At 69.5% G+C, this 22,287-nt stretch carries 30 protein-coding genes; 22 read left to right on the plus strand and 8 right to left on the minus strand.

Annotated elements, in window-relative coordinates; genetic code table 11:
* The first annotated feature begins 121 nt into the window (after positions 1-121).
* The 7 genes from JHE00_RS04105 (at position 122) to JHE00_RS04135 (ending at position 6,848) form a co-directional block, all read left to right on the plus strand.
* Entirely contained in the window at positions 122-1,174 is a 1,053-nt protein-coding gene (locus JHE00_RS04105) for an LLM class flavin-dependent oxidoreductase (RefSeq protein WP_200314864.1), read from the plus strand.
* A 62-nt stretch (positions 1,175-1,236) separates the two neighbouring features.
* Positions 1,237-1,959, plus strand: coding sequence for a TetR/AcrR family transcriptional regulator (locus JHE00_RS04110; protein WP_200314866.1), 723 nt, complete (start codon positions 1,237-1,239; stop codon positions 1,957-1,959).
* A gap of 5 nt (positions 1,960-1,964) precedes the next feature.
* Positions 1,965-3,197 (plus strand): acyl-CoA dehydrogenase family protein, encoded by a 1,233-nt coding sequence (locus JHE00_RS04115; protein ID WP_200314868.1) that lies wholly within the window; start codon positions 1,965-1,967, stop codon positions 3,195-3,197.
* Positions 3,198-3,206: 9 nt separating this feature from the next.
* Positions 3,207-4,139 carry a cyclase family protein gene (locus tag JHE00_RS04120; RefSeq protein ID WP_200314870.1) on the plus strand — a complete coding sequence of 311 codons (933 nt, stop codon included), beginning with the start codon at positions 3,207-3,209 and terminating at the stop codon, positions 4,137-4,139.
* A gap of 34 nt (positions 4,140-4,173) precedes the next feature.
* Entirely contained in the window at positions 4,174-4,665 is a 492-nt protein-coding gene (locus tag JHE00_RS04125; RefSeq protein WP_200314872.1) for a flavin reductase family protein, read from the plus strand.
* 104 nt (positions 4,666-4,769) lie between these two features.
* Positions 4,770-6,077, plus strand: a complete 1,308-nt coding sequence (locus tag JHE00_RS04130; RefSeq protein ID WP_200314874.1) for an MFS transporter — start codon at positions 4,770-4,772, stop codon at positions 6,075-6,077.
* Between the two features lie 369 nt (positions 6,078-6,446).
* Positions 6,447-6,848 (plus strand): STAS domain-containing protein, encoded by a 402-nt coding sequence (locus tag JHE00_RS04135; protein WP_307831809.1) that lies wholly within the window; start codon positions 6,447-6,449, stop codon positions 6,846-6,848.
* 19 nt (positions 6,849-6,867) lie between these two features.
* On the opposite strand, the gene JHE00_RS04140 is transcribed toward JHE00_RS04135, so the two are convergent.
* A complete protein-coding gene (locus JHE00_RS04140) occupies positions 6,868-7,560 on the minus strand; it encodes a TetR/AcrR family transcriptional regulator (protein WP_200314878.1) in 693 nt (230 codons plus the stop codon).
* Between the two features lie 168 nt (positions 7,561-7,728).
* Between JHE00_RS04140 and JHE00_RS35495 the strand changes: the two genes are divergently transcribed.
* The 3 genes from JHE00_RS35495 to JHE00_RS04150 all read left to right on the plus strand — a co-directional run bounded on the left by JHE00_RS35495 (position 7,729) and on the right by JHE00_RS04150 (position 8,989).
* Positions 7,729-7,854, plus strand: coding sequence for a hypothetical protein (locus JHE00_RS35495; RefSeq protein WP_268958181.1), 126 nt, complete (start codon positions 7,729-7,731; stop codon positions 7,852-7,854).
* 11 nt (positions 7,855-7,865) lie between these two features.
* On the plus strand, positions 7,866-8,042 hold the full coding sequence (locus JHE00_RS04145) for a hypothetical protein (protein ID WP_200314880.1): 177 nt from the start codon (positions 7,866-7,868) through the stop codon (positions 8,040-8,042).
* Between the two features lie 392 nt (positions 8,043-8,434).
* Positions 8,435-8,989: a Uma2 family endonuclease gene (locus tag JHE00_RS04150; protein WP_230422792.1), complete on the plus strand. Its 555-nt coding sequence runs from the start codon at positions 8,435-8,437 to the stop codon at positions 8,987-8,989.
* Here JHE00_RS04150 and JHE00_RS04155 read toward each other — a convergent pair.
* On the minus strand, positions 8,986-9,471 hold the full coding sequence (locus tag JHE00_RS04155) for a MarR family winged helix-turn-helix transcriptional regulator (RefSeq protein ID WP_200314882.1): 486 nt from the start codon (positions 9,469-9,471) through the stop codon (positions 8,986-8,988). The two genes, JHE00_RS04150 and JHE00_RS04155, sit on opposite strands and share 4 nt — an antisense overlap.
* A 62-nt stretch (positions 9,472-9,533) precedes the next feature.
* Between JHE00_RS04155 and JHE00_RS04160 the strand changes: the two genes are divergently transcribed.
* Positions 9,534-10,091 carry a DUF6506 family protein gene (locus tag JHE00_RS04160; protein ID WP_200314884.1) on the plus strand — a complete coding sequence of 186 codons (558 nt, stop codon included), beginning with the start codon at positions 9,534-9,536 and terminating at the stop codon, positions 10,089-10,091.
* A 12-nt stretch (positions 10,092-10,103) separates the two neighbouring features.
* On the opposite strand, the gene JHE00_RS04165 is transcribed toward JHE00_RS04160, so the two are convergent.
* Positions 10,104-10,613 (minus strand): hypothetical protein, encoded by a 510-nt coding sequence (locus JHE00_RS04165; protein ID WP_200314886.1) that lies wholly within the window; start codon positions 10,611-10,613, stop codon positions 10,104-10,106.
* Positions 10,614-10,861: 248 nt separating this feature from the next.
* Here JHE00_RS04165 and JHE00_RS04170 point away from each other — a divergent pair, with 248 nt between their 5' ends.
* A complete protein-coding gene (locus tag JHE00_RS04170; RefSeq protein ID WP_200314888.1) occupies positions 10,862-11,209 on the plus strand; it encodes a hypothetical protein in 348 nt (115 codons plus the stop codon).
* Positions 11,210-11,275: 66 nt separating this feature from the next.
* Here JHE00_RS04170 and JHE00_RS04175 read toward each other — a convergent pair whose 3' ends face one another.
* Both JHE00_RS04175 and JHE00_RS04180 read right to left on the minus strand, forming a co-directional pair.
* Positions 11,276-11,509, minus strand: coding sequence for a hypothetical protein (locus tag JHE00_RS04175; protein WP_200314891.1), 234 nt, complete (start codon positions 11,507-11,509; stop codon positions 11,276-11,278).
* Between the two features lie 173 nt (positions 11,510-11,682).
* Positions 11,683-12,678 carry a sugar-binding transcriptional regulator gene (locus tag JHE00_RS04180; RefSeq protein ID WP_200314893.1) on the minus strand — a complete coding sequence of 332 codons (996 nt, stop codon included), beginning with the start codon at positions 12,676-12,678 and terminating at the stop codon, positions 11,683-11,685.
* Between the two features lie 157 nt (positions 12,679-12,835).
* Between JHE00_RS04180 and JHE00_RS04185 the strand changes: the two genes are divergently transcribed.
* The 3 genes from JHE00_RS04185 (at position 12,836) to JHE00_RS04195 (ending at position 16,412) form a co-directional block, all read left to right on the plus strand.
* Positions 12,836-14,146, plus strand: a complete 1,311-nt coding sequence (locus JHE00_RS04185) for an MFS transporter (protein WP_200314894.1) — start codon at positions 12,836-12,838, stop codon at positions 14,144-14,146.
* Positions 14,147-14,172: 26 nt separating this feature from the next.
* On the plus strand, positions 14,173-15,615 hold the full coding sequence (locus tag JHE00_RS04190) for a sulfatase family protein (protein WP_200314896.1): 1,443 nt from the start codon (positions 14,173-14,175) through the stop codon (positions 15,613-15,615).
* A 101-nt stretch (positions 15,616-15,716) separates the two neighbouring features.
* Positions 15,717-16,412, plus strand: a complete 696-nt coding sequence (locus tag JHE00_RS04195; protein WP_372440350.1) for a flavin reductase family protein — start codon at positions 15,717-15,719, stop codon at positions 16,410-16,412.
* 10 nt (positions 16,413-16,422) lie between these two features.
* On the opposite strand, the gene JHE00_RS04200 is transcribed toward JHE00_RS04195, so the two are convergent.
* Positions 16,423-17,025 (minus strand): TetR/AcrR family transcriptional regulator, encoded by a 603-nt coding sequence (locus JHE00_RS04200; protein ID WP_230422794.1) that lies wholly within the window; start codon positions 17,023-17,025, stop codon positions 16,423-16,425.
* A 105-nt stretch (positions 17,026-17,130) separates the two neighbouring features.
* On the opposite strand from JHE00_RS04200, the gene JHE00_RS04205 reads away from it, so the two are divergent.
* The gene (locus JHE00_RS04205) at positions 17,131-18,180 is read left to right on the plus strand and encodes an NAD(P)-dependent alcohol dehydrogenase (RefSeq protein WP_200314902.1); all 1,050 of its coding nucleotides are present in this window, start codon (positions 17,131-17,133) and stop codon (positions 18,178-18,180) included.
* 65 nt (positions 18,181-18,245) lie between these two features.
* Here JHE00_RS04205 and JHE00_RS04210 read toward each other — a convergent pair whose 3' ends face one another.
* Positions 18,246-18,788, minus strand: coding sequence for a hypothetical protein (locus JHE00_RS04210; RefSeq protein WP_200314904.1), 543 nt, complete (start codon positions 18,786-18,788; stop codon positions 18,246-18,248).
* A gap of 97 nt (positions 18,789-18,885) precedes the next feature.
* Between JHE00_RS04210 and JHE00_RS04215 the strand changes: the two genes are divergently transcribed.
* From JHE00_RS04215 to JHE00_RS04225, 3 genes are read left to right on the plus strand one after another with little or no spacing between them, the layout of a single operon-like run.
* Positions 18,886-19,203 carry a type VII secretion target gene (locus tag JHE00_RS04215; protein ID WP_200314906.1) on the plus strand — a complete coding sequence of 106 codons (318 nt, stop codon included), beginning with the start codon at positions 18,886-18,888 and terminating at the stop codon, positions 19,201-19,203.
* 1 nt (position 19,204) lies between these two features.
* Positions 19,205-19,924: a hypothetical protein gene (locus tag JHE00_RS04220; RefSeq protein WP_200314908.1), complete on the plus strand. Its 720-nt coding sequence runs from the start codon at positions 19,205-19,207 to the stop codon at positions 19,922-19,924.
* A gap of 1 nt (position 19,925) precedes the next feature.
* Positions 19,926-20,315 (plus strand): hypothetical protein, encoded by a 390-nt coding sequence (locus tag JHE00_RS04225; protein ID WP_200314910.1) that lies wholly within the window; start codon positions 19,926-19,928, stop codon positions 20,313-20,315.
* A gap of 22 nt (positions 20,316-20,337) precedes the next feature.
* Here JHE00_RS04225 and JHE00_RS04230 read toward each other — a convergent pair whose 3' ends face one another.
* Positions 20,338-20,646, minus strand: a complete 309-nt coding sequence (locus tag JHE00_RS04230) for a hypothetical protein (protein WP_230422795.1) — start codon at positions 20,644-20,646, stop codon at positions 20,338-20,340.
* 124 nt (positions 20,647-20,770) lie between these two features.
* Here JHE00_RS04230 and JHE00_RS04235 point away from each other — a divergent pair, with 124 nt between their 5' ends.
* The 3 genes from JHE00_RS04235 to JHE00_RS04245 are packed head-to-tail and all read left to right on the plus strand — an operon-like array spanning position 20,771 to position 22,273.
* On the plus strand, positions 20,771-21,196 hold the full coding sequence (locus JHE00_RS04235; RefSeq protein ID WP_200314912.1) for a VOC family protein: 426 nt from the start codon (positions 20,771-20,773) through the stop codon (positions 21,194-21,196).
* Between the two features lie 17 nt (positions 21,197-21,213).
* Positions 21,214-21,849, plus strand: a complete 636-nt coding sequence (locus JHE00_RS04240) for a GntR family transcriptional regulator (protein ID WP_307831810.1) — start codon at positions 21,214-21,216, stop codon at positions 21,847-21,849.
* Between the two features lie 10 nt (positions 21,850-21,859).
* Positions 21,860-22,273, plus strand: coding sequence for an OsmC family protein (locus tag JHE00_RS04245; RefSeq protein WP_200314916.1), 414 nt, complete (start codon positions 21,860-21,862; stop codon positions 22,271-22,273).
* Positions 22,274-22,287: the final 14 nt, after the last annotated feature.

Consider the following 22,287-nt stretch of genomic DNA (forward strand, 5'->3'; position numbering starts at 1 on the left):
CGGGGGCTCCTGCCCGTTGACAATGACGCGCGTGTCATGTTTAGTCAAGTGCGTCTTCACCCGGCGCTGCAAGGGTTTTCGTCAGCGCAGTGTTCTCATCACCGGGTCGTATTGGAGTGCCATGAGCAACGTCGCCACCCCGCACTACGGAATCTTCAGCCTGTCCAACGTTCCGCCGTGGAACACGCACAACGAGGTCGTCAACAAGGCGCTCGAACAGATCGTGCACGCCGACAAGCTCGGCTTCGAGGAGGCCTGGGTCGCCGAGCACAATGGCCGCCGCTACGGGATCGTCGCCTCGGCCCAGCTGTTGCTCGCCGCCGCGGCCGCGGCCACGGAGCGGATCCGCGTCGGCTCGGGCGTCTCCCGGCTGCCGATGCACCACCCGCTGCGGCTGGCCGAGGACTACGCCTACGTCGACCAGCTCTCCAACGGCAGGCTCAACTTCGGCATCGGCAAGGCCTACGACCGGCTGGAGTTCCAGGCCTACGGCATTCCCGAGGACGAGCGCGACGAACGCTACGACGAGGTCTTCGAGATCGTCATGCAGGCTTGGAGGACGGGCAAGGTCAAGTTCTCGGGCAAGCACTACCAGGTGCCGGCCGAAGGCGAGGTGGCCGACGAGATCGAACTGTTCCCCGAGGTGCTGCAGAAGCCGACGCCGCCGGTGTTCGTGATGGTCTCCTCCAGCGAGGAGTCGTTGCGCTCGGCCGCGCGCCGCGGGTTCTCGTTCGTGCTCGGCCAGCGCCCGACCCGCGACGACGTGCGCCGCCTGGTCGGCGTCTACCGCGACGAGGCCCGCGAGGCGGGGCACTCGTTCGACACCATCGACGAGAACATCGCCCGCGCCTCCCAGCTCAAGGCGATCCACGTCGCCGACAGCCACGAGCAGGCCCGCCAGGAGTACGAGCACGGCTACATGTGGTACGTCAACATCCTGAGCAACCGCGCGAAGGTGGGCCTCGGGATCGACGAGCTCACCTACGACGAGTACATCGACCGCAAGACCCTGATCCTCGGCAGCGCGGACCAGGTCGCCGAGGAGCTCGCCTCGTTCCACAGCCACACCGGTCTCGGCGGCCTGGTGGCCTGGTTCGACGCCGGAAGCCAGCCGCAGGAACAGGTCCTTCGCTCGATGTCGATGTTCGCGGAGAAGGTGCGCCCACAGCTCTGAGTAGACGACAATGGCGCCGGAAATCCCGGATCCGGGACGACGCGCGAACGAATGGGGACACGATGGCGACCGGCGAGACCACGAACGGGAAGCGCAAGGGAGCCCGCGCGGCGGCCCGCCCGCAGGCGGACTCGCAGCCGAGGACGACCCGGGGCCGCAAGACCCGCGAGCGGCTGCTGTCCGCCGCGCGCACCATGTTCGAGAGCAAGGGCTTCCTCGACACCCGGGTGTCCGACATCTGTGACGAGGCCGGGCTCGCCCACGGCACCTTCTACATCTACTTCCCCACCAAGGAAGACATCTTCTACACCCTGGTGGACGAGGTGGTCGCCGACCGTTTCCTGCTCACCGCGGTGCCCGACGACTTCGAGGGCAACGTCGCCGACCGGTTCGCCTACACGCTGCGCCAGTACTTCGACGAGATGCGGCGGGCCAAGGACTTCAGCCGCATCGTCGAGCAGGTGGCGACCTTCGACGAGCACATGCGCGAGAACCGCATGGCGATCAGGCGCAAGTTCCGGGGCCGCATCCAGCACGGGATCGAGCGCCTGCAGCAGCAGGGAGCCGCCGACCCGGACATCTCGGCGGAGCTCACCGCGGAGGCGATGGTCGCGATGATCAACAACTTCGCCTACATCAACCTCATCCTCGGCGAACGCGACGACCTCGACCTCGATCAGGTCGTCGCCACCCTGACCAACATCTGGGCGCGGTCGCTGTCGCTGGACATCGAGAAGGCCAACGCCAACGACGCCAAACGCGCACCGAAGACGAGAAAGACTTAGCCCCCATGGATTTCACTGTCCCTGACGAAGCGAAGGAGACCGCGCAGGCGGTCGTCAGTTTCGTCGAGCGCTACGTGGAGCCGATCGAGCGCGAGTACGCCGACCTGCTCCAGGACGAGCGCAAACGGTTCGACGAGCGCGGGTTCCTGCAGCCCGAGGTGCTCAAACTCAAGAAACAGGTCCGCATGGCGTCGGCCGAGGCCGGCTTCTACACCATGTTCGGCGACGAGTCGCTCGGCGGCGGCGGGCTCGGCGAGGTGGCGCTCGTCCACATCCAGGAGGAGCTCAACCACGCGTGGGGACCCAGCCGCCCGCTGGTGCACGAGAACGTGGTCCCCTCGGTGTTCACTAACGGGCTGAGCCCCATCCTGCGCGAGCTTGACCCCGAGGTCCGCGCGCGGCTCGTGCCCGGCATCGCCTCCGGGGAGAAGACGCTGTGCTTCGGCCTGTCCGAGCCGGGCGCGGGATCCGACGTCCAGCGCATCCGCACCCGCGCCGTGCGCGACGGCGACCACTGGGTGCTCAACGGCTCCAAACAGTGGATCACCAACGCGCCCTACGCCGACTACTGCATTCTGTTCGCCGTCACCGACCCCGAGGCCAACCGGGAGCGCCGCGGCGGCATCACGGCGTTCTTCGTCGACACCAGCAGCGACGGTTTCGAGTGCAGCAGCAACATCCCGATCCTCGGTCACATCGGCTCGCACCACGGCATCATCAGCATCGAGGACCTGCGGGTGCCGGCCGAGAACGTGATCGGCACGGTCCACAAGGGACTCTCGCTGGCCCTGCTCGGCATCAGCAAGGGCAGGCTGTCGATGTCGGCGATGTGCGTGGGCCTGGCACGCTGGTCGCTGGACAAGGCAGTGGACTACGCCAGGCAGCGCGAGACGTTCGACAGTGTCATCGGCGACCACCAGGCCGTCCAGATCAAGCTCGCCGAGATGGCCATGGACATCTACGCGGCCAAGTCGGTCGTCGGCCGCACCGCGGCGCTCGTGGAGAGCAAGCAGCGTGCGATCAAGGAAACCTCCATCACCAAGGCGTTCTGCACGGAGATGCTCGGCCGCGTCGCCGACTCGGCGATGCAGGTGCACGGCGCGATGGGGCTGTCCAACGAGCTGCGACTGCAGGAGGTCTGGCGCCACGCCCGCACCCTGCGCATCCCCGACGGGACCTCCGAGATCCAGCGGCGGACCATCGCGGGCAGGCTCCTCTCCGGCGACACCGACCTGTGAGGTGAGGCGATGACCGCGCTCCCGAAGTACTCCGAACTGCCCCGGCTCGACGACGTCGGCTCCCACCACGCGTGGGACGTGTTCGGGCCCGGGGACGAGCTGGGCACGCTCAACCTGCTCGACGCCGAGGCCGTGCGCCACGCCACCGGCCTGGTGCGCACCGGTGAACGCGTCGGGATCAGCCTCCCGCTCGACCAGCCCGACCCGCCGCTGTTCCGCAGGGAACCGTTCCAGCACACGGTCAAGCGGATCGGCAGCATGTGGGACGACCGGCTCGACTCGTTCTTCCCGCAGTGCTCGACCCAGTGGGACGGCTTCCGCCACCACCGCGTCCGCCAGCACGGGTTCTACGGCGGGGTGCTCGACGATCCCGCGCCCGGCAACCCGAGGCTGAGCATCCACCACTGGGCCCGCGCCGGCATCCTCGGCCGCGGTGTCCTGCTCGACGTCGCCGCCCACTTGCCCGGCGTCGACCCGCTGTCCGAGCACTCGATCACCCCGGACGACCTCCGTGCGGTGGCAAGTGCGCAAGGAACCGAGATCCGCCCCGGCGACATCCTGTGCCTGCGCACGGGCTGGCTCGCCGCCTACCGGGCGCTGGAACCCGAGGGCAAGGCGGCGATCGCGGCCGAGAAGGCAGGGCTCAGCTCCGCCGGTCTCGCGGCCGACGAGTCCACCGCGGAGCTGCTGTGGGACTGGCACATCGCCGCCGTCAGCGCCGACAACCCCGCCGTCGAGGTCACCCCCGGCGACGCCGCGGTCGGCAGCCTGCACCGGCGCCTGCTCGGGCTGCTCGGCATCCCGCTGGGCGAGCTGTTCGACTTCGACGAGCTCGCCACGCGGCTCGCGGCGGAGTCGAGATCGGAGTTCCTCTTCGTCTCGGTCCCGCTGGCCGTGCCCGGCGGACTCGGCTCCCCCGGCAATGCCGTCGCCGTGCTCTGATTCGACCACTCCCTGACCGGAGAAGGAGCAGCACATGGCTCTGCCCGATTGTTCCCGCGCGCCCGTGGCCGGCCGCGTCCTGCGCGACGTCCTCGGCTCGTTCTGCTCGGGGGTCGTCGTGGTCACCGCGGGCGGCACCGAGCCCGCGGGGTTCACGTGCCAGTCGTTCGCCTCACTGTCGCTCGACCCGCCGCTCGTGACCTTCGCGCCGGGCCGGACGTCGCGAACGTGGCCGCACATCAGACGGGCGGGCGCGTTCTGCGTCAACATCCTGGCCGACGACCAGCAGCACCTCAGCGACCAGTTCGCCAGATCGGGCACCGACAAGTTCGCCGGGGTCGCGTGGTCGCCGAGCGAGCTGGGCTCCCCCGTGCTCGACGGCGTGATCGCCTGGGTCGACTGCGTCCTGTGGGCCGAGTACGACGGCGGCGACCACACCGTCGTCGTCGGTGAGGTCCGGGCGCTGGCGAGCGATCCACGCCGCGCCCCGTTGCTGTTCCACCGCGGCGCGTACTTCGCGTCCTGACCCTTTCCCCACCACCGTGTTCCGGGCCGGGCCACCCCGGTCGTAGTTCCGCCTGCCCGCTTCCCGGGCTCCCCCGTGTCCACTCTCAGCGAAGAGAGAGCGATATGTCGAGGCTCCAACCCAAACGCGCCGCCGCCGCGAGCGTCATCGGCACCACCATCGAGTACTACGACTTCTTCATCTACGCCACCGCCGCCGCGCTGGTGTTCAACAAGGTCTTCTTCCCCTCCCTGACGGGGATGACCGGCACGCTGGTGTCGCTGTCGACCTTCGCGGTGGCGTTTCTGGTGCGGCCACTCGGCGGCGTGATCATCGGGCACCTCGGCGACAAGGTCGGACGCCGCCCGATGCTGGTGTTCACGCTGACCATGATGGGCTGCGCGACCCTGCTCATCGGGCTGCTGCCCGGCTACGACTCGATCGGGGTCGCCGCGCCGGTGCTGCTCATCCTGCTGCGCGTGCTCCAGGGCTTCGCGATGGGCGGCGAACTCGGTGGCGCGGTGCTGCTGACGATGGAGCACAGCCAGCCGGAGAAGCGCGGGTTCTACGGCAGCTGGGTGCAGATCGGCGGGCCGCTGGGACTCGTCGTCGCCACGCTCGTCTTCCTGCCGCTCAACCTGTTGCCTCAGGAGGAGTTCCTCAGCTGGGGCTGGCGCGTGCCGTTCATGCTCAGCGCCGCACTCGTCGTTGTCGGCTACGTCCTGCGCCGCACCATCGACGAGAGCCCGACGTTCACCGAGATCAAGCGCACGGGCAAGGTCGACAAGGCCCCCGCGCTGACGATCCTGCGCACCTACCCGCTGCGCACGCTGCTCGTGGCCTGCACGACGCTCAGCGGCGGCGTGGCGTTCTACATGATGTCGGTGTTCGGGCTGTCCTACGCCACCGAGAACCTCGGGCTCACCCGGCAGACGATCCTGCTCATCGTCATGGTCGCGATGGTCCTCGACTGCGTGTTCGTCCTCATCTCCGGCATCGTCTCCGACCGCGTGGGCAGGCCGAAGGTCATGATGTTCGGCATGATCGGCAAGGCGGTGCTCGCCTTCCCGTGGATCTGGCTGCTCGACACCGGAAACGCCTGGGTGATGTTCCTGGGCTACCTGCTGTTCTGCATCCCGCACGCCGCGGGACAGGGTGTGGCCGGTGTCTTCTACGCCGAGGTGTTCCCCGCGAAGGTCCGCTACTCGGGACTCTCGATCGGCTACACGCTCGGCATGATCGGCGGTAGCGCCATCGCGCCGATGGTCGCCACGAGCCTGGTCGCCGCGTGGGGCACCACCGCGCTGGGCTGGTACATGCTCACGATGAGCCTGATCTCCACGGCGTCCACCACGATCATCCTGCGCTCGGCGAAGATCTCGGGCCGTGAGGTCGAGGAGCCGAAGGTGGCCAAACCGGAACTCGCGAGCTGAACCGGGCGTGACCGCCCGCGGTGCGGGCGGTCACGCCGCACACAACGGCCTCACCCAGGCAAGTGATACGCGGGGACACATTCGCCTTCCCGCGTGTTAGCTTGCAGTTCTCGGCACGCGCCAGGAATTGCCGGGGCAAGGGGATCAGGTCGTCGCGGTCGCGTACCCGCCGGCATGGCAGGGGACGCCATCAGATGCCCGCGTGTCCTATGTACACATCGGGGAGTCGGGACACCGCAGGGCATCCGGGTAGGACGCGACCGCGCGACCGAGGGGAGGCGAAATGCGTACTCGGGATCGGAATTTCCGGATCGTCACTTTCTCGTCGGATCGATCATGACGTCGCCACAATCTCCGGACCACCGCCGAGTGGAATCGTGCAAAGAATTAGAAAACACTTCGTATTCCGGCGGCCATGATTCAGCGGCGTTCTCCGTCACCGTCGCGACGACGGCCACGGGCTGCGAGCTCGTCACGGTGCTCGGCGAGATCGACGCGGCGACACTGGCCGAGTTCGGTTCGGAACTGGCCGCGCTGCCGCATCGCGGGGCGTACGCGGTGGTGGTGGACCTGGCGCGCGTGCGGTACTGCTCGTGCGCGGGCGCGCGCGAGCTCCTGGACCTGCGCGACCGGGCCGAGCACGCCGGCGTGCCGCTGGCACTGGCGGTCGAGACACACGCGGTGCGCCGGGTGCTGGACGTGCTCGGTGTCGCACCACTGTTCACGCTCCGCAGGAACGCCCGCGCGGCGCTCACCGCGGCGGCCGGCTGACGGGTCGGCGTCGACGTGGCTAGGGAAATGGCAGGTCGGGCGCGGACAGTCCCGCGTCGGGATCCAGCTCGACTCCCCCGGAGCGCAGGGTGTCGTCGAGGATCGCCCACACCCACCGGGAGAGCAGCCCCACCAGCTCGTCCCTGCGGAGCTCGCTCGGCTCGTCGAGCCAGCGCGCCACCGTCGCGTCCACCATCCCGACCAGACCGAACGCGACGGGCTGCGCGACCAGTGTCCGCAACCCGAACGTGGTCAGGTAGTACTCGAACAGGCGGGTCAGATGCTGACCGATCGTGGTCTTCACGTCGTTGACGGCGTCGCCGTCCGGATCGCGCTGGGACAGCGCGTACATGCCCAGGTAGAGGTACAGGTGCCTGCGCTCCGACAGGAACCGCGTGTGGGTGTCGATGGCCGCGGCGATCATCTCGCGTGGCGAGCCGTGCAGGTTCCACAGCGGCGCCAGCTCGGCGTTGAGCAGCTCCACGACCCGGGAGGCGATGGCGCGGTGGATGTCGCTCGCGTCGGCGAAATGCTTGTAGAGCCTGGTCCGCGCGACGCCGGCCTCCTCGGCGATCCGCTCGATGGGCAGGCCGGGCCCGTGGTGGGCGATGGCGCGCAGGGCGGCCTCGACGAACTCGCGCCGCCGCCGCTCCCGCTGCCCCGCCCAGCGGGTCGTGCGACCGTCGATGCGGGAGGACGCCGGGGAGGGCATACGGAGAGTTTACCGCTCGTGAACCGAGAGCGACCCGCACATATCTGATACATTGCCGTACCTATTAACACTGGTCGAACCATAAGGGGAGATGGAGGCCGAAGTGTTATCGCACCTGCACGCGGCCGGGACCCGCGTCACCTCCGCGCTCGCGCACCGGGCGGCGTCATGACGCAGCCGGATCAGAAACAGAGACAGGACGACGCCACGCCGATTCTCGAGCGGCTGCTCACCGAACGAGGTGTGACACTGGAACCCGCGAGCTCTCCGGAGCCCGCCGACTCCGAGGACTGAGGGGGACGGGCATGTCCACGGCTGACGACCTGCACGACACCGGATGGCTCGCCGAACAGGCGACGGCGGCGCTCGACTCCATCTCGAACCTCTATGACGAGGCGATGGCCGGCCTCGAGAGCCAGGACGCGTCCCCCGCGGCCGATGGCGGCGACGGCAAGGCCAAGACGAGCGCGACCGGAACCTGACCGCCCCTCCGTCCATTCCGGACACTGCGCCCGAAACCGCGCTGTTGCCGGGTGTCGCGCTGATCGCCTACGATCGGCCGACCCCCGGACGGTCGCTCATCGCCCGCGAGGTGACCACGCGGCGGGCACGACGTTTCCGCAGGACGTACCCGAGTGGACGATTGCCTGAACTCCCGACCAGCACGCGTTCGGCGCAACGCGCGAGGAGTTTGTCGTACGCGGGTAACCGGTCGGCCATCCGTGATGACACCCGGTGGTGACCGCCGGTGGTCCGCGCCCGTTCCACTGCTCTGATCGTGTCCAGCAGGGCTCCACACCACTGCGGTTGGCGACAGCGAAGCTCTAAGCTGTCCCGAGTCCGCGTTTCGGTATCACGCGATTGTGGGGAGATCATGGCACCAGTCCCGGTGTTCGGACATCGCGAGCCGTTGACGCGTAGGGATCTGGAGTCGATCGCGGATGAGGATCACCGTTACGAGCTGGTGGATGGGGTGCTCCTGATGAGCCCATCACCCCGCCCGCTGCACCAGCGCGTCGTGGCGCGGGTCCTCGCCGCCGTGAGCGTGCACTGTCCCCGGGACTGCGAGGCGCTGCCCGCACCCGTGGACGTGGTGCTCGCCGACGACACCGTGCTCATCCCGGACGTCGTCGTGGGCCGCAGGAGCGACTACACCGAGCGCGCGCTGGCCGGGACGCCCGTGCTGGCGGTCGAGGTGATCTCGCCGTCGAGCAGGCTGATCGACACCGAGCTCAAGCGGGCGCGGCTCGCCGAGGCCGGTTGCCCGAACTACTGGCTCGTCGACCCGTACGTGCCGAGCGTGCTGTGCCTCGGCCTGCGCGACGGCGCCTACGTGACACTCGACGAGGCGCGGCGCGACCAGACTCTCGCGCTGACGGTGCCGTACGCCGTGACGCTCAACCCCGCCGACCTGGTCTCCGACTACTAGTCCTCACGTTCGTGCGGCCGCAACAGGCTGCGCAGCAGCCCGGCCACCGCCTCGCGCTGCGCCGGATCCAGTGGGGCGAGGAACTCCTCGTCGGCGCACAACACCACCCGCAGCGCCTCGTCGGCGACCCGCTCGCCGTCCGAGGACAGGCTGACGAGCACTCCCCTGCGGTCGGCGGGGTCGGCCGTGCGCTCGATGAGCCCGGCGTCCGCCAGCCGGTCCAGCCGGGCCGTCATGGCTCCCGAGGTGACCAGAGAAGACCGGGCGAGCTCCCGGGGGTTCACCGGAGCCGACACCCGCCGCACCGTGTTCAGGACGTCGAAGTCGCCGAACGACAACCCGAGCGGTTTGAGCGCGCCGACCAGCGCCTGTTCCAGATGCCGGGCGCACAGCAGCAGCCGACCGACCACCTCGAGCTGACTCACCTCCAGACCGGGCCTGCTGTCGTGCCAGGCCGCGATCATGCGGTCGACGGAGTCCATGATCCGAGTGTAGCTTGGCGCTAAGTAGTTCAACACCAAGCTATCTGCCGTGGAGGTGCCCGATGTTCCGGAACCTGTTCCTCGTGCTCGTGGCCGGCGGGGACCCAGCCGACCGCGTTGTCCGCGAGGACTCCCTGGCCCGCACCGTGATCGTGCCCGTTCCCACCGTGGCCACCGCGGCCACGGTGGCCGCCGGAGAGGACGAGCCCGACCTGATCGAGCTCTACGGCGGGCTGGGCGCCGACGCGGCCGCCGCCGTGCTGGCCGCGGCACCCGGCGCGGCGGTCGGCTACGCGGGCGAGAACGGCGGACTCGCGGGCACGGCCGTGCTCTACGAGGCGCCCGGCGCCGACCCGGCCGCGGACCGTTGGCACTTCGGCGACACCACCGTGGTCGCGGTGCCGTCGGCGGACGCCGCGCCCGAGGTGGCGGCTGAGCTCGTGGCCACGGGTGCCACGCGGATCGAGCTGTGCGGCGGCTTGGGCCCGGTCCCGGCCGTCGCGGTGCGCGCGGCGGTCGACGTCCCGGTCACCACGGTGTTGTTCGGGTTCGAGTCCATCCCGGCCGCCGCCCGTTACCGGGCGCGGTTCGAGGCGGCGCTGTCGGCCGCGCACTCCTGAGCACTCCGAGGGTCAGCTGCGGACGAAGTCCGCGAGCATCCGAGCGGTGTCCTCGGTGTCCCAGTCATCGGGCAGGGTCTTACCCGGCTTGGTCTCCAGTTCCGCGGACGCGAACACGCGACGCTCGGCGTCGAGGATCTGCGCGGTCTGCACCGCGCGCCCGTTCGGGTAGGTGTAGTCCTGCACCACGACCGGCACACCCTCGATCTCGTGCTCGCTCATGCCGGGAGTGTCCGCGCTCAGCGTCGTGTCCTCGAACCCCTGCTCCGACTCGGTGCGGCCGAGCACGAAGGTGATCGACGGCTCGCCGAACTGGCAGATGTAGCGCTCGCCGTCCTCGCCGAACGTGCTGACGCCGGATCCACGGGGCTTCGGAGTGGTGGTGCCGACCTCGGGCGGGTCGAACAACTCGCAGCCCGACGCCGACTCGATAACGGGGACCTCGTTGACCTCCTCGGCGTCGGTGAGCTGCTCGTCCAGGAACTGGACCCACTCGAAGGAGATGGTCGGTGGCCCGCTCACCGGCTCCGACGAGCAGGCGGACACACCAGCGGCAAGTGCGAGCACGACAGCGGGGATGACCTTCCGTGAAGAGCGCATGTCCCTGCGACGCCCGACGCGGCCGGATCGTTCCTGCCGGGCGGCCGCGAACTTCGGCGCGAATCTCCGTCACGGTTCGCGGGCGGGCGCGTCCCACCACCACGGGCACGGGACGAGGAAGCGGGGGACGGCAGATGACAGTCGCAGGGGGACCGCCATCACCGGACCACGTGATTCAGCTGCGCCGCAGGCTGAATCTCCTCGTCGCCGCGCTCACTCTCACGGAGACACGGTCCGAGGTGGACACTCTGGTGGCGGCGCTGGCCGACACGGCGGCGGCGGCCGAACAGTGTGTGGGGCGCGTGGCTCCGGCGGCCGTGGCCGAGATCCGCGGCGGGCTCGCCGACGCCAGATCGGGCCAGTTCGACGGCACCCGGAGCGCGCTGCTCGCGGCCAGTCACCAGCTGACCGGCCTGCTGCGCGACGGAGTCGCGAGTCCTACGCTCGGTCTGCGCTCAGCTCGTTCTGCAGGACGGCCTGCGCGGGATCGGAACCCGGCGACCCGCCGAGACGGCTGACGATCTGGTCGAAGATGGGCGTCGGCTCCCCCGCCGCGTCCACGCTGATGTTCTCCGGTGCGTCGCTCATATCGCTGCCTCGACGTCGACGATCTGTTCTGACTTGACCCAGCTCGGCTCGCGGTCGACGGCCGAGTCGACCGCCTTCACCGGTACCCACCACGTGGTGGTGTAGCGGTCGAAGATCGGTTCCGCCACGATGGTCGCCCTGCGGCACACGCGGCTCCAGTCGCGGCGGCGACCGGCCAGGTACGTCACCCGCGCCCCGATGCCGAGACGACTGTGCTCACACACGGACATCTGCCCTCCCCCACATTCGCGATATCCGGATACCCGTGGGCTCCGGATTTCCTCCCCGCAGCGAGGCTAACAGCATCCGCTGTCACTGCGCGTGCTCAGTCACTTGGCTGAGGGATGACCCACCCTCGGGGAGCAGGTGCGGCGCTCTGGTCCCGTTCAGTGGACCGATAGCGTCAGATGTCGTGTGACAGCAGCGCGCGGGCGAGTTCGTCGTCGGCGACGAGGGTGTGCACGAACCCCGTCGCGACGGCCGCGCGGGTGGCCGTCGCGCGGTGGGCTCCGTAACTGGACGTGATCAGCTTCGGTACCGCGCGCAGCGTCTCCGAGTCGATGCCGACCACCCGGTCGTCGAGGTCGCTGGGCACCGGCGTGCCGTCCTGGTCGAAGACCCGGCCCGAGAGCTCGCCGCACGCGCCGGCCTCGGCGAGCCGCCGCTGCTCGTCGGCGGTGAGCAGGTCGTACACCGCGGAACCACCCGGCTGCCACGCGCCGACGGAGATCAGCGCGATGTCGAGCTGGCGGAACCGCGCCATCGCGGCCGCGATCTCGGGCTGACGGCGCAGCCCCTCCGCGGTCTCGACGTCGGACACGACGAGCGGGGCGTAGATCGGGTGCGCGGCGGCGCCTCCCGCTGCCGCGGCGACGGTCCGCACGACCTCGACCGACCCCGGCACGCCGTCCGGCGGGTACAGTGCCCCGGCCAGCTGGAGCACCGAACGCGCGCTGAGCCTGCGGACGTGCCGGGCCATCGACACCAGCGCGCGGCTCCACGTCAGCCCCACGACACTCGCCTCGGTGGACTCCTCGGCCAGCGTGGCCGCCAGCGCCCTGCCCAGCTGGTCGACACCACCGCCCGCGCTCTCGATCACCACGGCCCTGCCGATGCCGAGCTCGTCGCGCAACCGGGCGGACAGGTCGTGATCGACCCGGCCGGGCCTGCCGATCTCGATCCGCACGAGCCCGTCGCGGCGGGCCTCCTGCAGCAGCCGGGCGACCTGGAAGCGGCTCAGCCCGAGCGCCTTGCCGATGGTGACCTTGGACTGTTCCTGGAAGTAGTAGCGCCGGGAGATCGTGATGGCGAGCGTGGTCTCGTCGCCTCCGGCCAGTGCGTCGCGTTCCACCGCGGACGGCTCTCCGGCCGGCAGCGGCGCGGATCCGTCATCGAGCACGTCACCCTCCTCTGCACACGATTCCCCGCCGGTCAGTCTTCCGTCCGACGCGCCGGGCCGTGCATCCGGCCTTGACTCGCGCCGCATGCACAATCCATGATGCCTCACATCTGAGAGTTACGTGCGCTCATTTGAGAGCCCAACGGCGGGAGTTCACATGGCCGACGCGAGTTCCGACACCGCGACGGGGAGTCGGATCACGACGCGACGCGCGCTCATCGCGTCGGTGTCGGGGTCGTTTCTGGAGTGGTACGACTTCTACCTCTTCGGCATCGCCGCGGGCCTCGTGTTCCCGTCGCTGTTCTTCCCCGGCGCCTCGCCCACCGTCGCGATGATCCAGTCCTTCGGCGCGTTCGCGGGCGGGTTCCTCACCCGCCCGATCGGCGCGGTGCTCTTCGGTCACTTCGGCGACCGGATCGGCAGACGGCGAATGCTGATGATCACCGTGATGCTCATGGGCGGCGGCACGTTCTTCATCGGCCTGCTGCCCACGTACTCCTCGATCGGTGTGCTCGCGCCGATCCTGCTGATCGTGTTCCGGCTGGTGCAGGGACTCGGCATCGGCGGCGAGTTCGGCGGCGGCGCGCTGGTGGCGCTCGAGAACGCGCCGAAGGGCAAACGCGGCGTCATGGGCAGCATCCACCAGATGGGCACGCCGATCGGCCTGCTCACCGCCACCGGCGTCTTCGCGCTCGTGCAGCTGCTGCCCGACTCGACCGTCGAGGGCTGGGCCTGGCGCATCCCGTTCCTGCTGAGCGGCCTGTTCGTGTTCGTCGCGTTCTACATCCGCCGGAACCTGCCCGAGACCGCCGCGTTCACCGACGAGGAGCGCAGCGCGCCCAAGTTCCCGTTCCTGACCCTGCTGCGCGAGCACCCCAAGAACATCCTGATCGCCACCGGCGCCCGGCTGGCCGACGCCGTGACATTCAACGTGATCAACGTCTTCGGCATCGCGTTCGCCACCACCCAGCTCGGCCTGCCGGAGCACATGATGCTCACCGGGTTCGTGCTCGCCTCCGCCGTCGAGATCGCGACGATCCCGATCATCGGCCACATCTCCGATCGCATCGGGCGCAAACCCGTGTACCTGTTCGGCATCGCGGTGTGCGGCACCCTGGGCTTCGCCTACTTCCCCATCCTGGAGACCGGCAACACGCTGGCCGTCTGGACGATCATCATCGTGATGCTCGCGGTCGGGACCGGCTGCATGTTCGCGATCCAGGGCACGCTGTTCGCCGAGCTGTTCGCCACCCACACCCGCTACACCGGACTCGGTGTGGCCTACCAGTCCTCCGCGCTCATCGGCGGTGCCCCGACGCCCGCGATCGCGACGGCGCTCGCCGCCGCGTTCTCCCAGTCGTACTGGCCCGTCGCGATCTACATGGGAGTGGTCTGCGTCGTGAGCTTCGGCTGCATCCTGCTCGCCTCCGAGACCTACCGCGACGACCTCGTGAGCTCCCCGCAGTGACCAGTACGAAAGGAACGCGACAGCACATGCCGTCAGCCAGCCGCCCGAACATCGTTCTGATCATCACCGACCAGCAACGGTTCGACACCATCGCCGCACTGGGCCACGACCACGTCGACACGCCCCACCTCGACCGGCTCGTGCGCGAGGGCACGGCGTTCACGCGCACCTACGTGAGCGCCCCGTCGTGCTCGCCGTCGCGGGCGAGCCTGTTCACGGGCGTGTACCCGCACAGCCTCGGCGTGCTGCGCAACGAGGAGCTCTGGCGGCACTCGTGGGTGGAGTCGCTGTCCGAGTCCGGCTACCACTGCGTGAACGTCGGCAAGATGCACACGCACCCGTGGGAGACGCCGATGGGCTTCCACGAGCGCACGGTGGTGGAGAACAAGGACCGCGACCACCCGAACGTCCCGTTCTTCCACGACCAGTGGGACAAGGCGCTGTGGATGCTCGGCGAGCGCAAACCCACCCGCACCACCTACCGCGAGCGCGCCGACTACGGCGAGCGTCTCGGCGCGTTCGAGTGGACGCTGCCCGAGGACATGCACTCCGACGTCTTCGTGTCGGGGCACGCGCGCTGGTGGCTCGACACCTATCCCGGCGACGAGCCGTTCTTCCTGCAGATCGGGTTCCCCGGCCCGCACCCGCCCTACGACCCGGTGGCGCGCCACCTCGAGCCCTACCAGGACCGCGACGTTCCGCTGCCCGTGGTGTCCGACGACGACCTCGCGGGCCAGCCCCGCGCGCTCAAGGAGCTGCGCGAGCACCACCAGGCCAACGACCACGACGCGATCGTGCATCTCGCCTCGCCGACGGAGGAGCAGTCGGCGCGCCAGCGCAGGCACTACTACGCCAACATCACGATGATCGACGAGCAGCTGGGCCTGCTGCTGGAGGCGCTGGAGCGGCGCGGAGTGCTCGACGACACCGTCATCATGTTCACCTCCGACCACGGCGACTGCCTCGGCGACCACGGGCACAGTCAGAAGTGGACGATGTACGACCCGAGCGTGCGCGTGCCCGCGATCGTGTGGGGACCCGGCCGGGTCGCCGAGGGCAGGCGGGTCGACGCACTGACGTCCATGATGGACCTCGGCCCGACGATCCTGGAGCTCGCCGGGCTCGAGCCGCCCGCGTGGATGGAGGCCGAGTCGCTGATGCCGGCGCTGCGCGGCGAGCCGTGGCAAGGTCGTGCGTACGTGTTCTCCGAGCACGCGCGCGACATGATCCTCACCGGCACCGAGCTGATGACCATGGTGCGCGACGAGCGCTGGAAGCTCGTCGAGTTCGTCGACTCCGACGAGGGTCAGCTGTTCGACCTCGACACCGACCCGGACGAGCTGCGCAACCTCTGGGACGAGCGCGACGACGAGGTCACGGCGGCGAAGTCGCGGCTGTCGCGCGTGCTCGCCCGCTGGCGCGCGCAGAGCGCGTTGCACACCGCCGACATGCACAGCGCGCACCGCTGAGTGGCTCCGGGACGAAGGCGCGTCGCGTCTTCGTCCCGGCCTCATCGCGAGGGCCGATTCCCGCCAGCGACGGGATGCGCACGCCGCCGAGACTGGTCGGTGTGACTCCGGAAAACCCTGCGCACACGGCGATCGAGCCGGGCATCCTCTACTTCGGAACTCCCGTGGTACTCGTCTCCAGCGAGAACGAGGACGGCTCGGCCAACCTCGCGCCGATCTCGTCGGCGTTCTGGCTCGGCTGGCGGGCGGTGCTCGGCATCAGCGCGCGATCGCAGTCCACGCGCAACCTGCTGCGCACCGGCGAGGCGGTGCTGAACCTGCCCTCGGACGCGCTCGCCGCCCAGGTCGACCGGCTCGCGCTGACCACCGGTTCCGACCCCGTACCCGAGGGCAAGCGCGCTCGCGGCTACGTCCACGTCGCCGACAAGTTCGGCAGAGCGGGGTTCACGCCGGCGCCGTCGGAGACCGTCGGCCCGCCGCGCGTGGCCGAGTGCCCGGCGGCGATGGAGGTGGTGCTCGAGGCGGCGCACCCGATCGCCGAGGACGACGAGCTCCAGCGCGGCGGCATCGTCGCGCTGGAGGTCCGCGTACAACGGGTGCTGGTGCACGACGCGATCCGCCTGCCCGGCAGCGCCGACCACATCGACCCCGACGCCTGGCGACCGCTGATCATGAGCTTCCAGAAGCTCTACGGCCTGAGCCAGCAGGCTTATCCCTCGACGCTGGCCAGCCTCCCGGAACGCCTCTACCGCGGCCCCGACATCGACCGAGCGCGCACCACGCCGGCCCGGACGTGACCGGCCGGGCTCAGCCGCTCGTGGCCGCGTGCCGGTGACCCTCGATGGCGATCCGCGCGGCGGCGACGGACTTGCCCACCACCTGCTCGGGCGGATAGCCCTGCTTGGTGAACACGCCGTCGAGCCAGAACATGCCGTAGCCGTGAGCCTGGGTGAACAGCTGCTCCATGAGCTCCAGCGCGTTCTCGGGCCGGTCGGACACGGTCAGGCACAGCATCAGGAACTGGTCGGTCAGGCGCCGGGTCTGTTCGTGCAGTTCGGTGTACGCGCGGCCCTGGAGTCCGTCGGCGTAGATCACGTTCATGCCGGCCCGCCGTTCGATGAGGTAGCCGGTGTAGGCGCCCGCGGCCGCGGCGAGCGCCTCGGCGGGGTCGGCCAGGTCCTCGGCCGCGGCGCGGACCCGGTCGGCGAGCTGGCTCGCGACGGTGGTGGCGACGGCGGCGAGCAGGCTCTCCCGTTCGGGGAAGTGCCGGTACGGCGCGCCGGGACTGACCTTGGCACGGCGCGCCACCTGGGCGACCGAGAACCCAGCGAGTCCCTGCTCGGCGATCAGGTCGAGGGAGACCCGCACGAGCTCGGATCGCAGGTTGCCGTGATGGTACTTCTCGCCCATGGCCTGGATCACATCTTTCGATCGGAATATGTAAGAGACCTCTTACGTCGAACTGTGAGAGGGCCCTTACATCGGGGCTCGTGATCCATCATCCCAGGAGGTCTGATGAGCACCACGACGCACGCCATCGCCGCACCGGCACCCGGCGCACCGCTCGAGCAGACCACGATCCAGCGGCGAGACCTGCGTCCCGAGGACGTCCTGATCGACATCGCCTACGCCGGGATCTGCCACAGCGACATCCACCAGGCGCAGGAGGACTGGGGCACGGCCATCTTCCCGATGGTCCCCGGTCACGAGATCGCGGGCGTGGTCGCCGCCGTCGGCTCGAACGTCACCCAGTACCGGGTGGGCGACCGCGTCGGCGTCGGCTGCATGGTGGACTCGTGCGGCGAGTGCGAGTACTGCCAGGCGGGCACCGAGCAGTTCTGCGTGAAGGGCAACGTCCAGACCTACAACGGTGTCGGCTTCGACGGTGAGAACACCTACGGCGGCTACAGCAAGCAGATCGTCGTGAAGGACGCGTTCGTCTGCCGCATCCCGGAGGGCGTCGAGCTCGACGTCGCCGCTCCCCTGCTCTGCGCGGGCATCACCACCTACTCGCCGCTGCGCCAGTGGGGCGCGGGCCCCGGTAAGAAGGTCGCGGTGGTCGGGCTCGGCGGCCTCGGCCACATGGCCGTGAAGCTGGCGGTCGCGATGGGCGCCGAGGTGACGGTGCTGAGCCAGAGCCTCAAGAAGCAGGAGGACGGCAAGCGGCTGGGCGCGACCGGCTACTACGCCACCGGCGACGAGTCGACCTTCGACGTGCTGAGCGGGACGTTCGACCTGATCCTCAACACGGTGTCGGCGAAGCTGCCGATCGACTCCTACCTCGGCCTGCTGCGGGTCGGCGGTGCGATGGTCAACGTCGGCGCTCCCGGCGAGCCACTGTCGTACAACGCCTTCTCGCTGCTCGCGGGCAACAAGACACTGGCGGGGTCGATGATCGGTGGCATCGCCCAGACGCAGGAGATGCTGGACTTCTGCGCGGAGCACGGCATCGGCGCCGAGATCGAGACGATCTCCGCCGAGCAGGTCAACACCGCCTACGAGCGGGTGGCGAACAGCGATGTGCGCTACCGCTTCGTGATCGACACGGCGACCATCGGTTCCTGACCGGAGGAAGCGTCGAGGGCCTGGCAGCGCGGCTGCCAGGCCCTCGTGTGTTTCTCACCCGGCGATCAGCGCGTGGTCGGCAGCTCCGCGGCGAAGGCGCGGCTGGGGTTCTCGATGAGCACCGCGGAACCGTCGTCCGAGGCGCGCGCCCCGATCAGCCGGGACATGCTGCCCCGCACGAACGGAAACGCCGACAGCGGCATCAGCGCGAACCCGGCGACCGCCACGCCCGCCAGCCACGGCATGCCGTCGGTGACCGCGGCGACGATCAGCGACCCCGCGAACAGTGCGAGCCCGCCCAAGAAGAACACGCACGCGACGGCGAGCCACCGCGCCCTCGTCCGGACGCAGCGCCGGCACAGCGGCCAGCCCTTGACCTCGGCGACGCGCACCTTCTTGCCGTGCTGATCGAGCCGCTCGGCCATCGCCAGCGCGCCCCGGCCCTGCACCTGCCCGAACCGGCTGCCCTGGATCTTCACCTTGGACTGGAGCAGGAAGTCCTTGTGCTGGACCGCGGGTTCGCCGTGCCGCGAACAGTGGCGCGGCAGATTGCCCGGCCGGCCGACGAACTCGGCCGGAACCGTGACGACCTCGGCGCGATGCGACACACGACACTCCTGTCAGTTTCGGCGGAACTTCAGCGGGTCCGAAGTGTAGCCTCCCGAAGTCCAATCGATTGTTTAACACCGAACACACGGGGGGATCATGGGTGGCTTCAAAGCCGAGCCGAAAATGATCACGACGTTCGGCGAGGAGCTCGACGGGCTCGTCACCGACGCGAACGCGGCGAAGACCTACACCGAGGACCACCTGAGCATCAGCGCCGGCGACGCCGGGATCTTCCAGACCGTCGTCGGTGTGGTCGAGGACGCGAAGGCCGCGCTCACCGAGAACTACGAGCGGCTGGCGAAACTCCAGCAGAGCGCGGCATCCGAAGTGGACAAGGCGGCGATGATGTACGCCGACACCGAGCGGGCCGAGGCCGAGCGGATCGACAGCACCTACCCCGGGGCGGGTGAGTGACGTGGCGGACTCACCTTCGGCCCAGCTCGCCGAACCCACCGCGTCCGACCCGGTTCCCGACCTCCTCGAGGGCGTGATCGGCGTCAGCCAGTACATCAGTGTCTCCTACTGGGTTGGCGAGGCGATCGGACTGGTCACCGGCGTGAACCCCGGCGAATGGGTCGCCGAGAAGTTCGCGGGCGACTACGAGGCCATCCAGAAGGCCGGCATCGCCTGCGAGAACCTGGGCGCCTTCAACAGCGACTTCGCCAACGTCATCACCACCGGGCTGACCACGGTCGGCGATGGCTGGCAGGGCAACGCGGCCGACACCGCGAGCGAGTACTTCACCAAGGTCGCGAGCGCGATCGCGGACCAGGAAGCCACGTTGAGCGCGATGGGCCGCGAGTTCAAGCAGACCGCCATCGGCATGTACGAGACGGCGAACGCGGTCAAGGGCCTGCTCGAGACGCTCTTCGACTACCTGATCGCGATCGGCATCGAGCTCGCGGCGGCAGCCGCGAGCAGCTGGACCGTCATCGGCCCGATCCTGTCCGGCGCCGCGGCCGTGGTGACGGTCAGCAAGGCGATGGGCACCTGGGGCAAGGTCCTCGACGCGCACACCGCGGCGTGGAACGCGGCGCAGGGCCTCGTCGGCGTCATGGCGGGCTACCTGAGCACGCTGCACGACCGCGACCTGCAGGCGCTGCCCGAGAGCAACTACGACCACCCCGGAGTATGAGTTGAGCGGCAACGACGGCAACGACAAGGAACCCACCCTCGACATCGCCCGCGGGGACGCCGCGCTGTCGAAGCACCTGAAGAACTCGCTGGGGGTACTGAAGGACAAGGTGGACGATCCCCAGTTCAAGCGGCTCGTCGACGACATCGTCTCGGGACGGCGGAGCCTGCGGGACATGGCGAGCGACCCGACCTTCACCCGGGCGCTCGACCCGCTCGTCGAGCAGGGCGCGCAGACCTACCGGGAGCTCTCCGACGAGGACAAGGAGGAGCTCGCGCGGCAGGGTGAGGAGCAGTTCGAGCAGCTGCGCGAGGACATCGAGAACCCGTCGGCACCGCGACGCTCCGACGACGGCGACGACGACCTCAGCGACCGCACCTGGATGCGCTGAGCGCGTCGCGGACCGTCAGGGACTAGTCCGACGTGGACGGTCCTCCGTCCAGCAGCTCGCGCTCCCAGTCCTCGAGCGCGGGTTCGACCGCGGACGCCGGAGGCCTGCCGCCTCCGGCACCGCGGCCGGGCATGCCCTCGCGCCAGCGTTCGATCTCCGGCAGGCGCGACGGCAGCCAGCCCGGCACACCGCCGTCGATCTCGACGTCGGGCTCGGGGAACGGATGCGCCGAGCCCGACGGGTAGCGACGGCGCCACTTCTCCACGGCGTGCCGGGTGAGGCCGAGCCGCTCGGCGAGGCCGGTCACGCCCAGGTATCGCGTCGTGCCCATGACCGCACTCCCTTAACGTTGTCTTCGATCGAGACAACGTTAGCACGATTCGTTTGTATACAAGTGGTAGCTATGTATACTTCGTCTCGTCAAGTATGCGCACCGCCAGCTCAAGGGGGCCCCGATGACGGCCAAGCCCAGCTTCCACCTCGCGATCCCGGTGGACGACCTCGTCACGTCGAGGGAGTTCTACGGCAGCGTCCTCGGCCTCGACGAGGGCCGCTCCGCGGACAAGTGGGTCGACTGGAACTTCCACGGCCACCAGCTCGTCACCCACGTCGCCCCGCGCGCGTCGGGCGCGCCCGAGGCGCACAACCCGGTGGACGGCCACGAGGTGCCGGTCCCCCACTTCGGACTGGTGCTGCCGATTCCCGACTTCCACGCGCTGGCCGAGCGGGTTCGCGGTGCGGGCATCTCGTTCGTGATCGAGCCCTACGTCCGGTTCGCGGGCGAGCCGGGGGAACAATGGACGATGTTCCTCCTGGACCCCTCGGGCAATGCCCTCGAGTTCAAGGCGTTCCAGGACGAGGCGCAGCTGTTCGCGAAGTAGCACCACGAGGAGGCCGAGTGGGCACGAAGGTCGACCAGGTCTACCGCGCGCTGCGCGACGACATCCTCGCGCACAGGGCCGAGCAGGGCGCGGCACTGGACGAGGCTGCGCTGGCCGGGTCGTTCGGCGTGTCCCGGACACCGGTGCGCGAGGCGCTGCGGCTGCTGCAGAGCGAGGGCCTGCTGGTCGCGGGACCACGGCGGCAGCTGTTCGTGGTGGATCTGTCCGACCGGCACCGTCGCGAGGTCGCGATCCTGCGTGACGCCCTCGAAGGCAGCGCCGCCGTGGAGGCCTGCGAGCAACGGCGGCCGGAGGACTTGGACGCGCTACGGCTGCTGGTCCTCAAACAGCGCAGGGCGGCCAGGTCCGCCGACGCCGAGGCGTTTCTCGGCCTCGACGAGGAGTTCCACCGCGACCTCGCCGGGGTGGCCCGCATGCCGACGCTGTCGACCCTGCTGGGCCACCTCGGCGCCTTCGTGCGCCTCGCGCGGATCGGCGAGCCCACCGGAGCCGACCACATGCTCGGCCTCGCCGACGAGCACGATCACCTGCTGGACCTGCTCGAGGCCCGCGACGCCGAGGGGCTCAGAACCGCGCTGAGCACACACATCCACGACACCGGGCAGCGTTCGGCGGGTCCGGCGGACGGGTAGGTTCGGCGGCATGACGGAATCTGAGAGGTCGGTCCGGATCGAGCGCGTCGGCGCGGGACGCTACGTCGCCCACAACCCGGACGGCGCGACCCTGCCCATCGGCGGCGACGGCTTCAGCCCGGTCGAGCTCCTGCTGGCCGCGATCGGCAGCTGCACCGCCATCGACACCGACGTCGCGACCACGCGGCGCACCGAGCCCGACTCGTTCACCATCACCGTCAGCGGTGACAAGGTGTCCGATCGCGAGAGCGGCAACCGCATGGAGAACCTGGCCGTGACCTTCGCCGTGCGGTTCCCCGAGGGCGAGGCGGGCGACGCCGCCAGGGCCATGCTGCCGCGCACGGTCGCGCTCTCGCACGACAAACTCTGCACCGTCAGCCGCACCGTCGAGCGCGGCACCCCGGTGCGCACGATCATCGAATGATTCCCGTGCGGCGT

Origin of the sequence: Prauserella cavernicola, from assembly GCF_016595675.1 — a bacterium.
GTDB classification, from domain to species: Bacteria; Actinomycetota; Actinomycetes; order Mycobacteriales; family Pseudonocardiaceae; genus Prauserella_A; species Prauserella_A cavernicola.

Excerpts from the sequence above, each read along its gene's own strand:
- JHE00_RS04150 (WP_230422792.1), top strand. The coding sequence starts at position 8,435 with ATGGCACCAGTCCCGGTGTTCGGACATCGCGAGCCGTTGACGCGTAGG.
- JHE00_RS04145 (WP_200314880.1), top strand. The coding sequence starts at position 7,866 with ATGTCCACGGCTGACGACCTGCACGACACCGGATGGCTCGCCGAACAG.
- JHE00_RS35495 (WP_268958181.1), top strand. The coding sequence starts at position 7,729 with ATGACGCAGCCGGATCAGAAACAGAGACAGGACGACGCCACGCCGATT.
- JHE00_RS04115 (WP_200314868.1), top strand. The coding sequence starts at position 1,965 with ATGGATTTCACTGTCCCTGACGAAGCGAAGGAGACCGCGCAGGCGGTC.
- JHE00_RS04245 (WP_200314916.1), top strand. The coding sequence starts at position 21,860 with ATGACGGAATCTGAGAGGTCGGTCCGGATCGAGCGCGTCGGCGCGGGA.
- JHE00_RS04155 (WP_200314882.1), bottom strand. The coding sequence starts at position 9,471 with ATGGACTCCGTCGACCGCATGATCGCGGCCTGGCACGACAGCAGGCCC.
- JHE00_RS04125 (WP_200314872.1), top strand. The coding sequence starts at position 4,174 with ATGGCTCTGCCCGATTGTTCCCGCGCGCCCGTGGCCGGCCGCGTCCTG.
- JHE00_RS04110 (WP_200314866.1), top strand. The coding sequence starts at position 1,237 with ATGGCGACCGGCGAGACCACGAACGGGAAGCGCAAGGGAGCCCGCGCG.
- JHE00_RS04230 (WP_230422795.1), bottom strand. The coding sequence starts at position 20,646 with ATGGGCACGACGCGATACCTGGGCGTGACCGGCCTCGCCGAGCGGCTC.
- JHE00_RS04235 (WP_200314912.1), top strand. The coding sequence starts at position 20,771 with ATGACGGCCAAGCCCAGCTTCCACCTCGCGATCCCGGTGGACGACCTC.
- JHE00_RS04200 (WP_230422794.1), bottom strand. The coding sequence starts at position 17,025 with ATGGGCGAGAAGTACCATCACGGCAACCTGCGATCCGAGCTCGTGCGG.
- JHE00_RS04185 (WP_200314894.1), top strand. The coding sequence starts at position 12,836 with ATGGCCGACGCGAGTTCCGACACCGCGACGGGGAGTCGGATCACGACG.
- JHE00_RS04205 (WP_200314902.1), top strand. The coding sequence starts at position 17,131 with ATGAGCACCACGACGCACGCCATCGCCGCACCGGCACCCGGCGCACCG.
- JHE00_RS04130 (WP_200314874.1), top strand. The coding sequence starts at position 4,770 with ATGTCGAGGCTCCAACCCAAACGCGCCGCCGCCGCGAGCGTCATCGGC.
- JHE00_RS04105 (WP_200314864.1), top strand. The coding sequence starts at position 122 with ATGAGCAACGTCGCCACCCCGCACTACGGAATCTTCAGCCTGTCCAAC.
- JHE00_RS04190 (WP_200314896.1), top strand. The coding sequence starts at position 14,173 with ATGCCGTCAGCCAGCCGCCCGAACATCGTTCTGATCATCACCGACCAG.
- JHE00_RS04175 (WP_200314891.1), bottom strand. The coding sequence starts at position 11,509 with ATGTCCGTGTGTGAGCACAGTCGTCTCGGCATCGGGGCGCGGGTGACG.
- JHE00_RS04120 (WP_200314870.1), top strand. The coding sequence starts at position 3,207 with ATGACCGCGCTCCCGAAGTACTCCGAACTGCCCCGGCTCGACGACGTC.
- JHE00_RS04215 (WP_200314906.1), top strand. The coding sequence starts at position 18,886 with ATGGGTGGCTTCAAAGCCGAGCCGAAAATGATCACGACGTTCGGCGAG.
- JHE00_RS04160 (WP_200314884.1), top strand. The coding sequence starts at position 9,534 with ATGTTCCGGAACCTGTTCCTCGTGCTCGTGGCCGGCGGGGACCCAGCC.
- JHE00_RS04140 (WP_200314878.1), bottom strand. The coding sequence starts at position 7,560 with ATGCCCTCCCCGGCGTCCTCCCGCATCGACGGTCGCACGACCCGCTGG.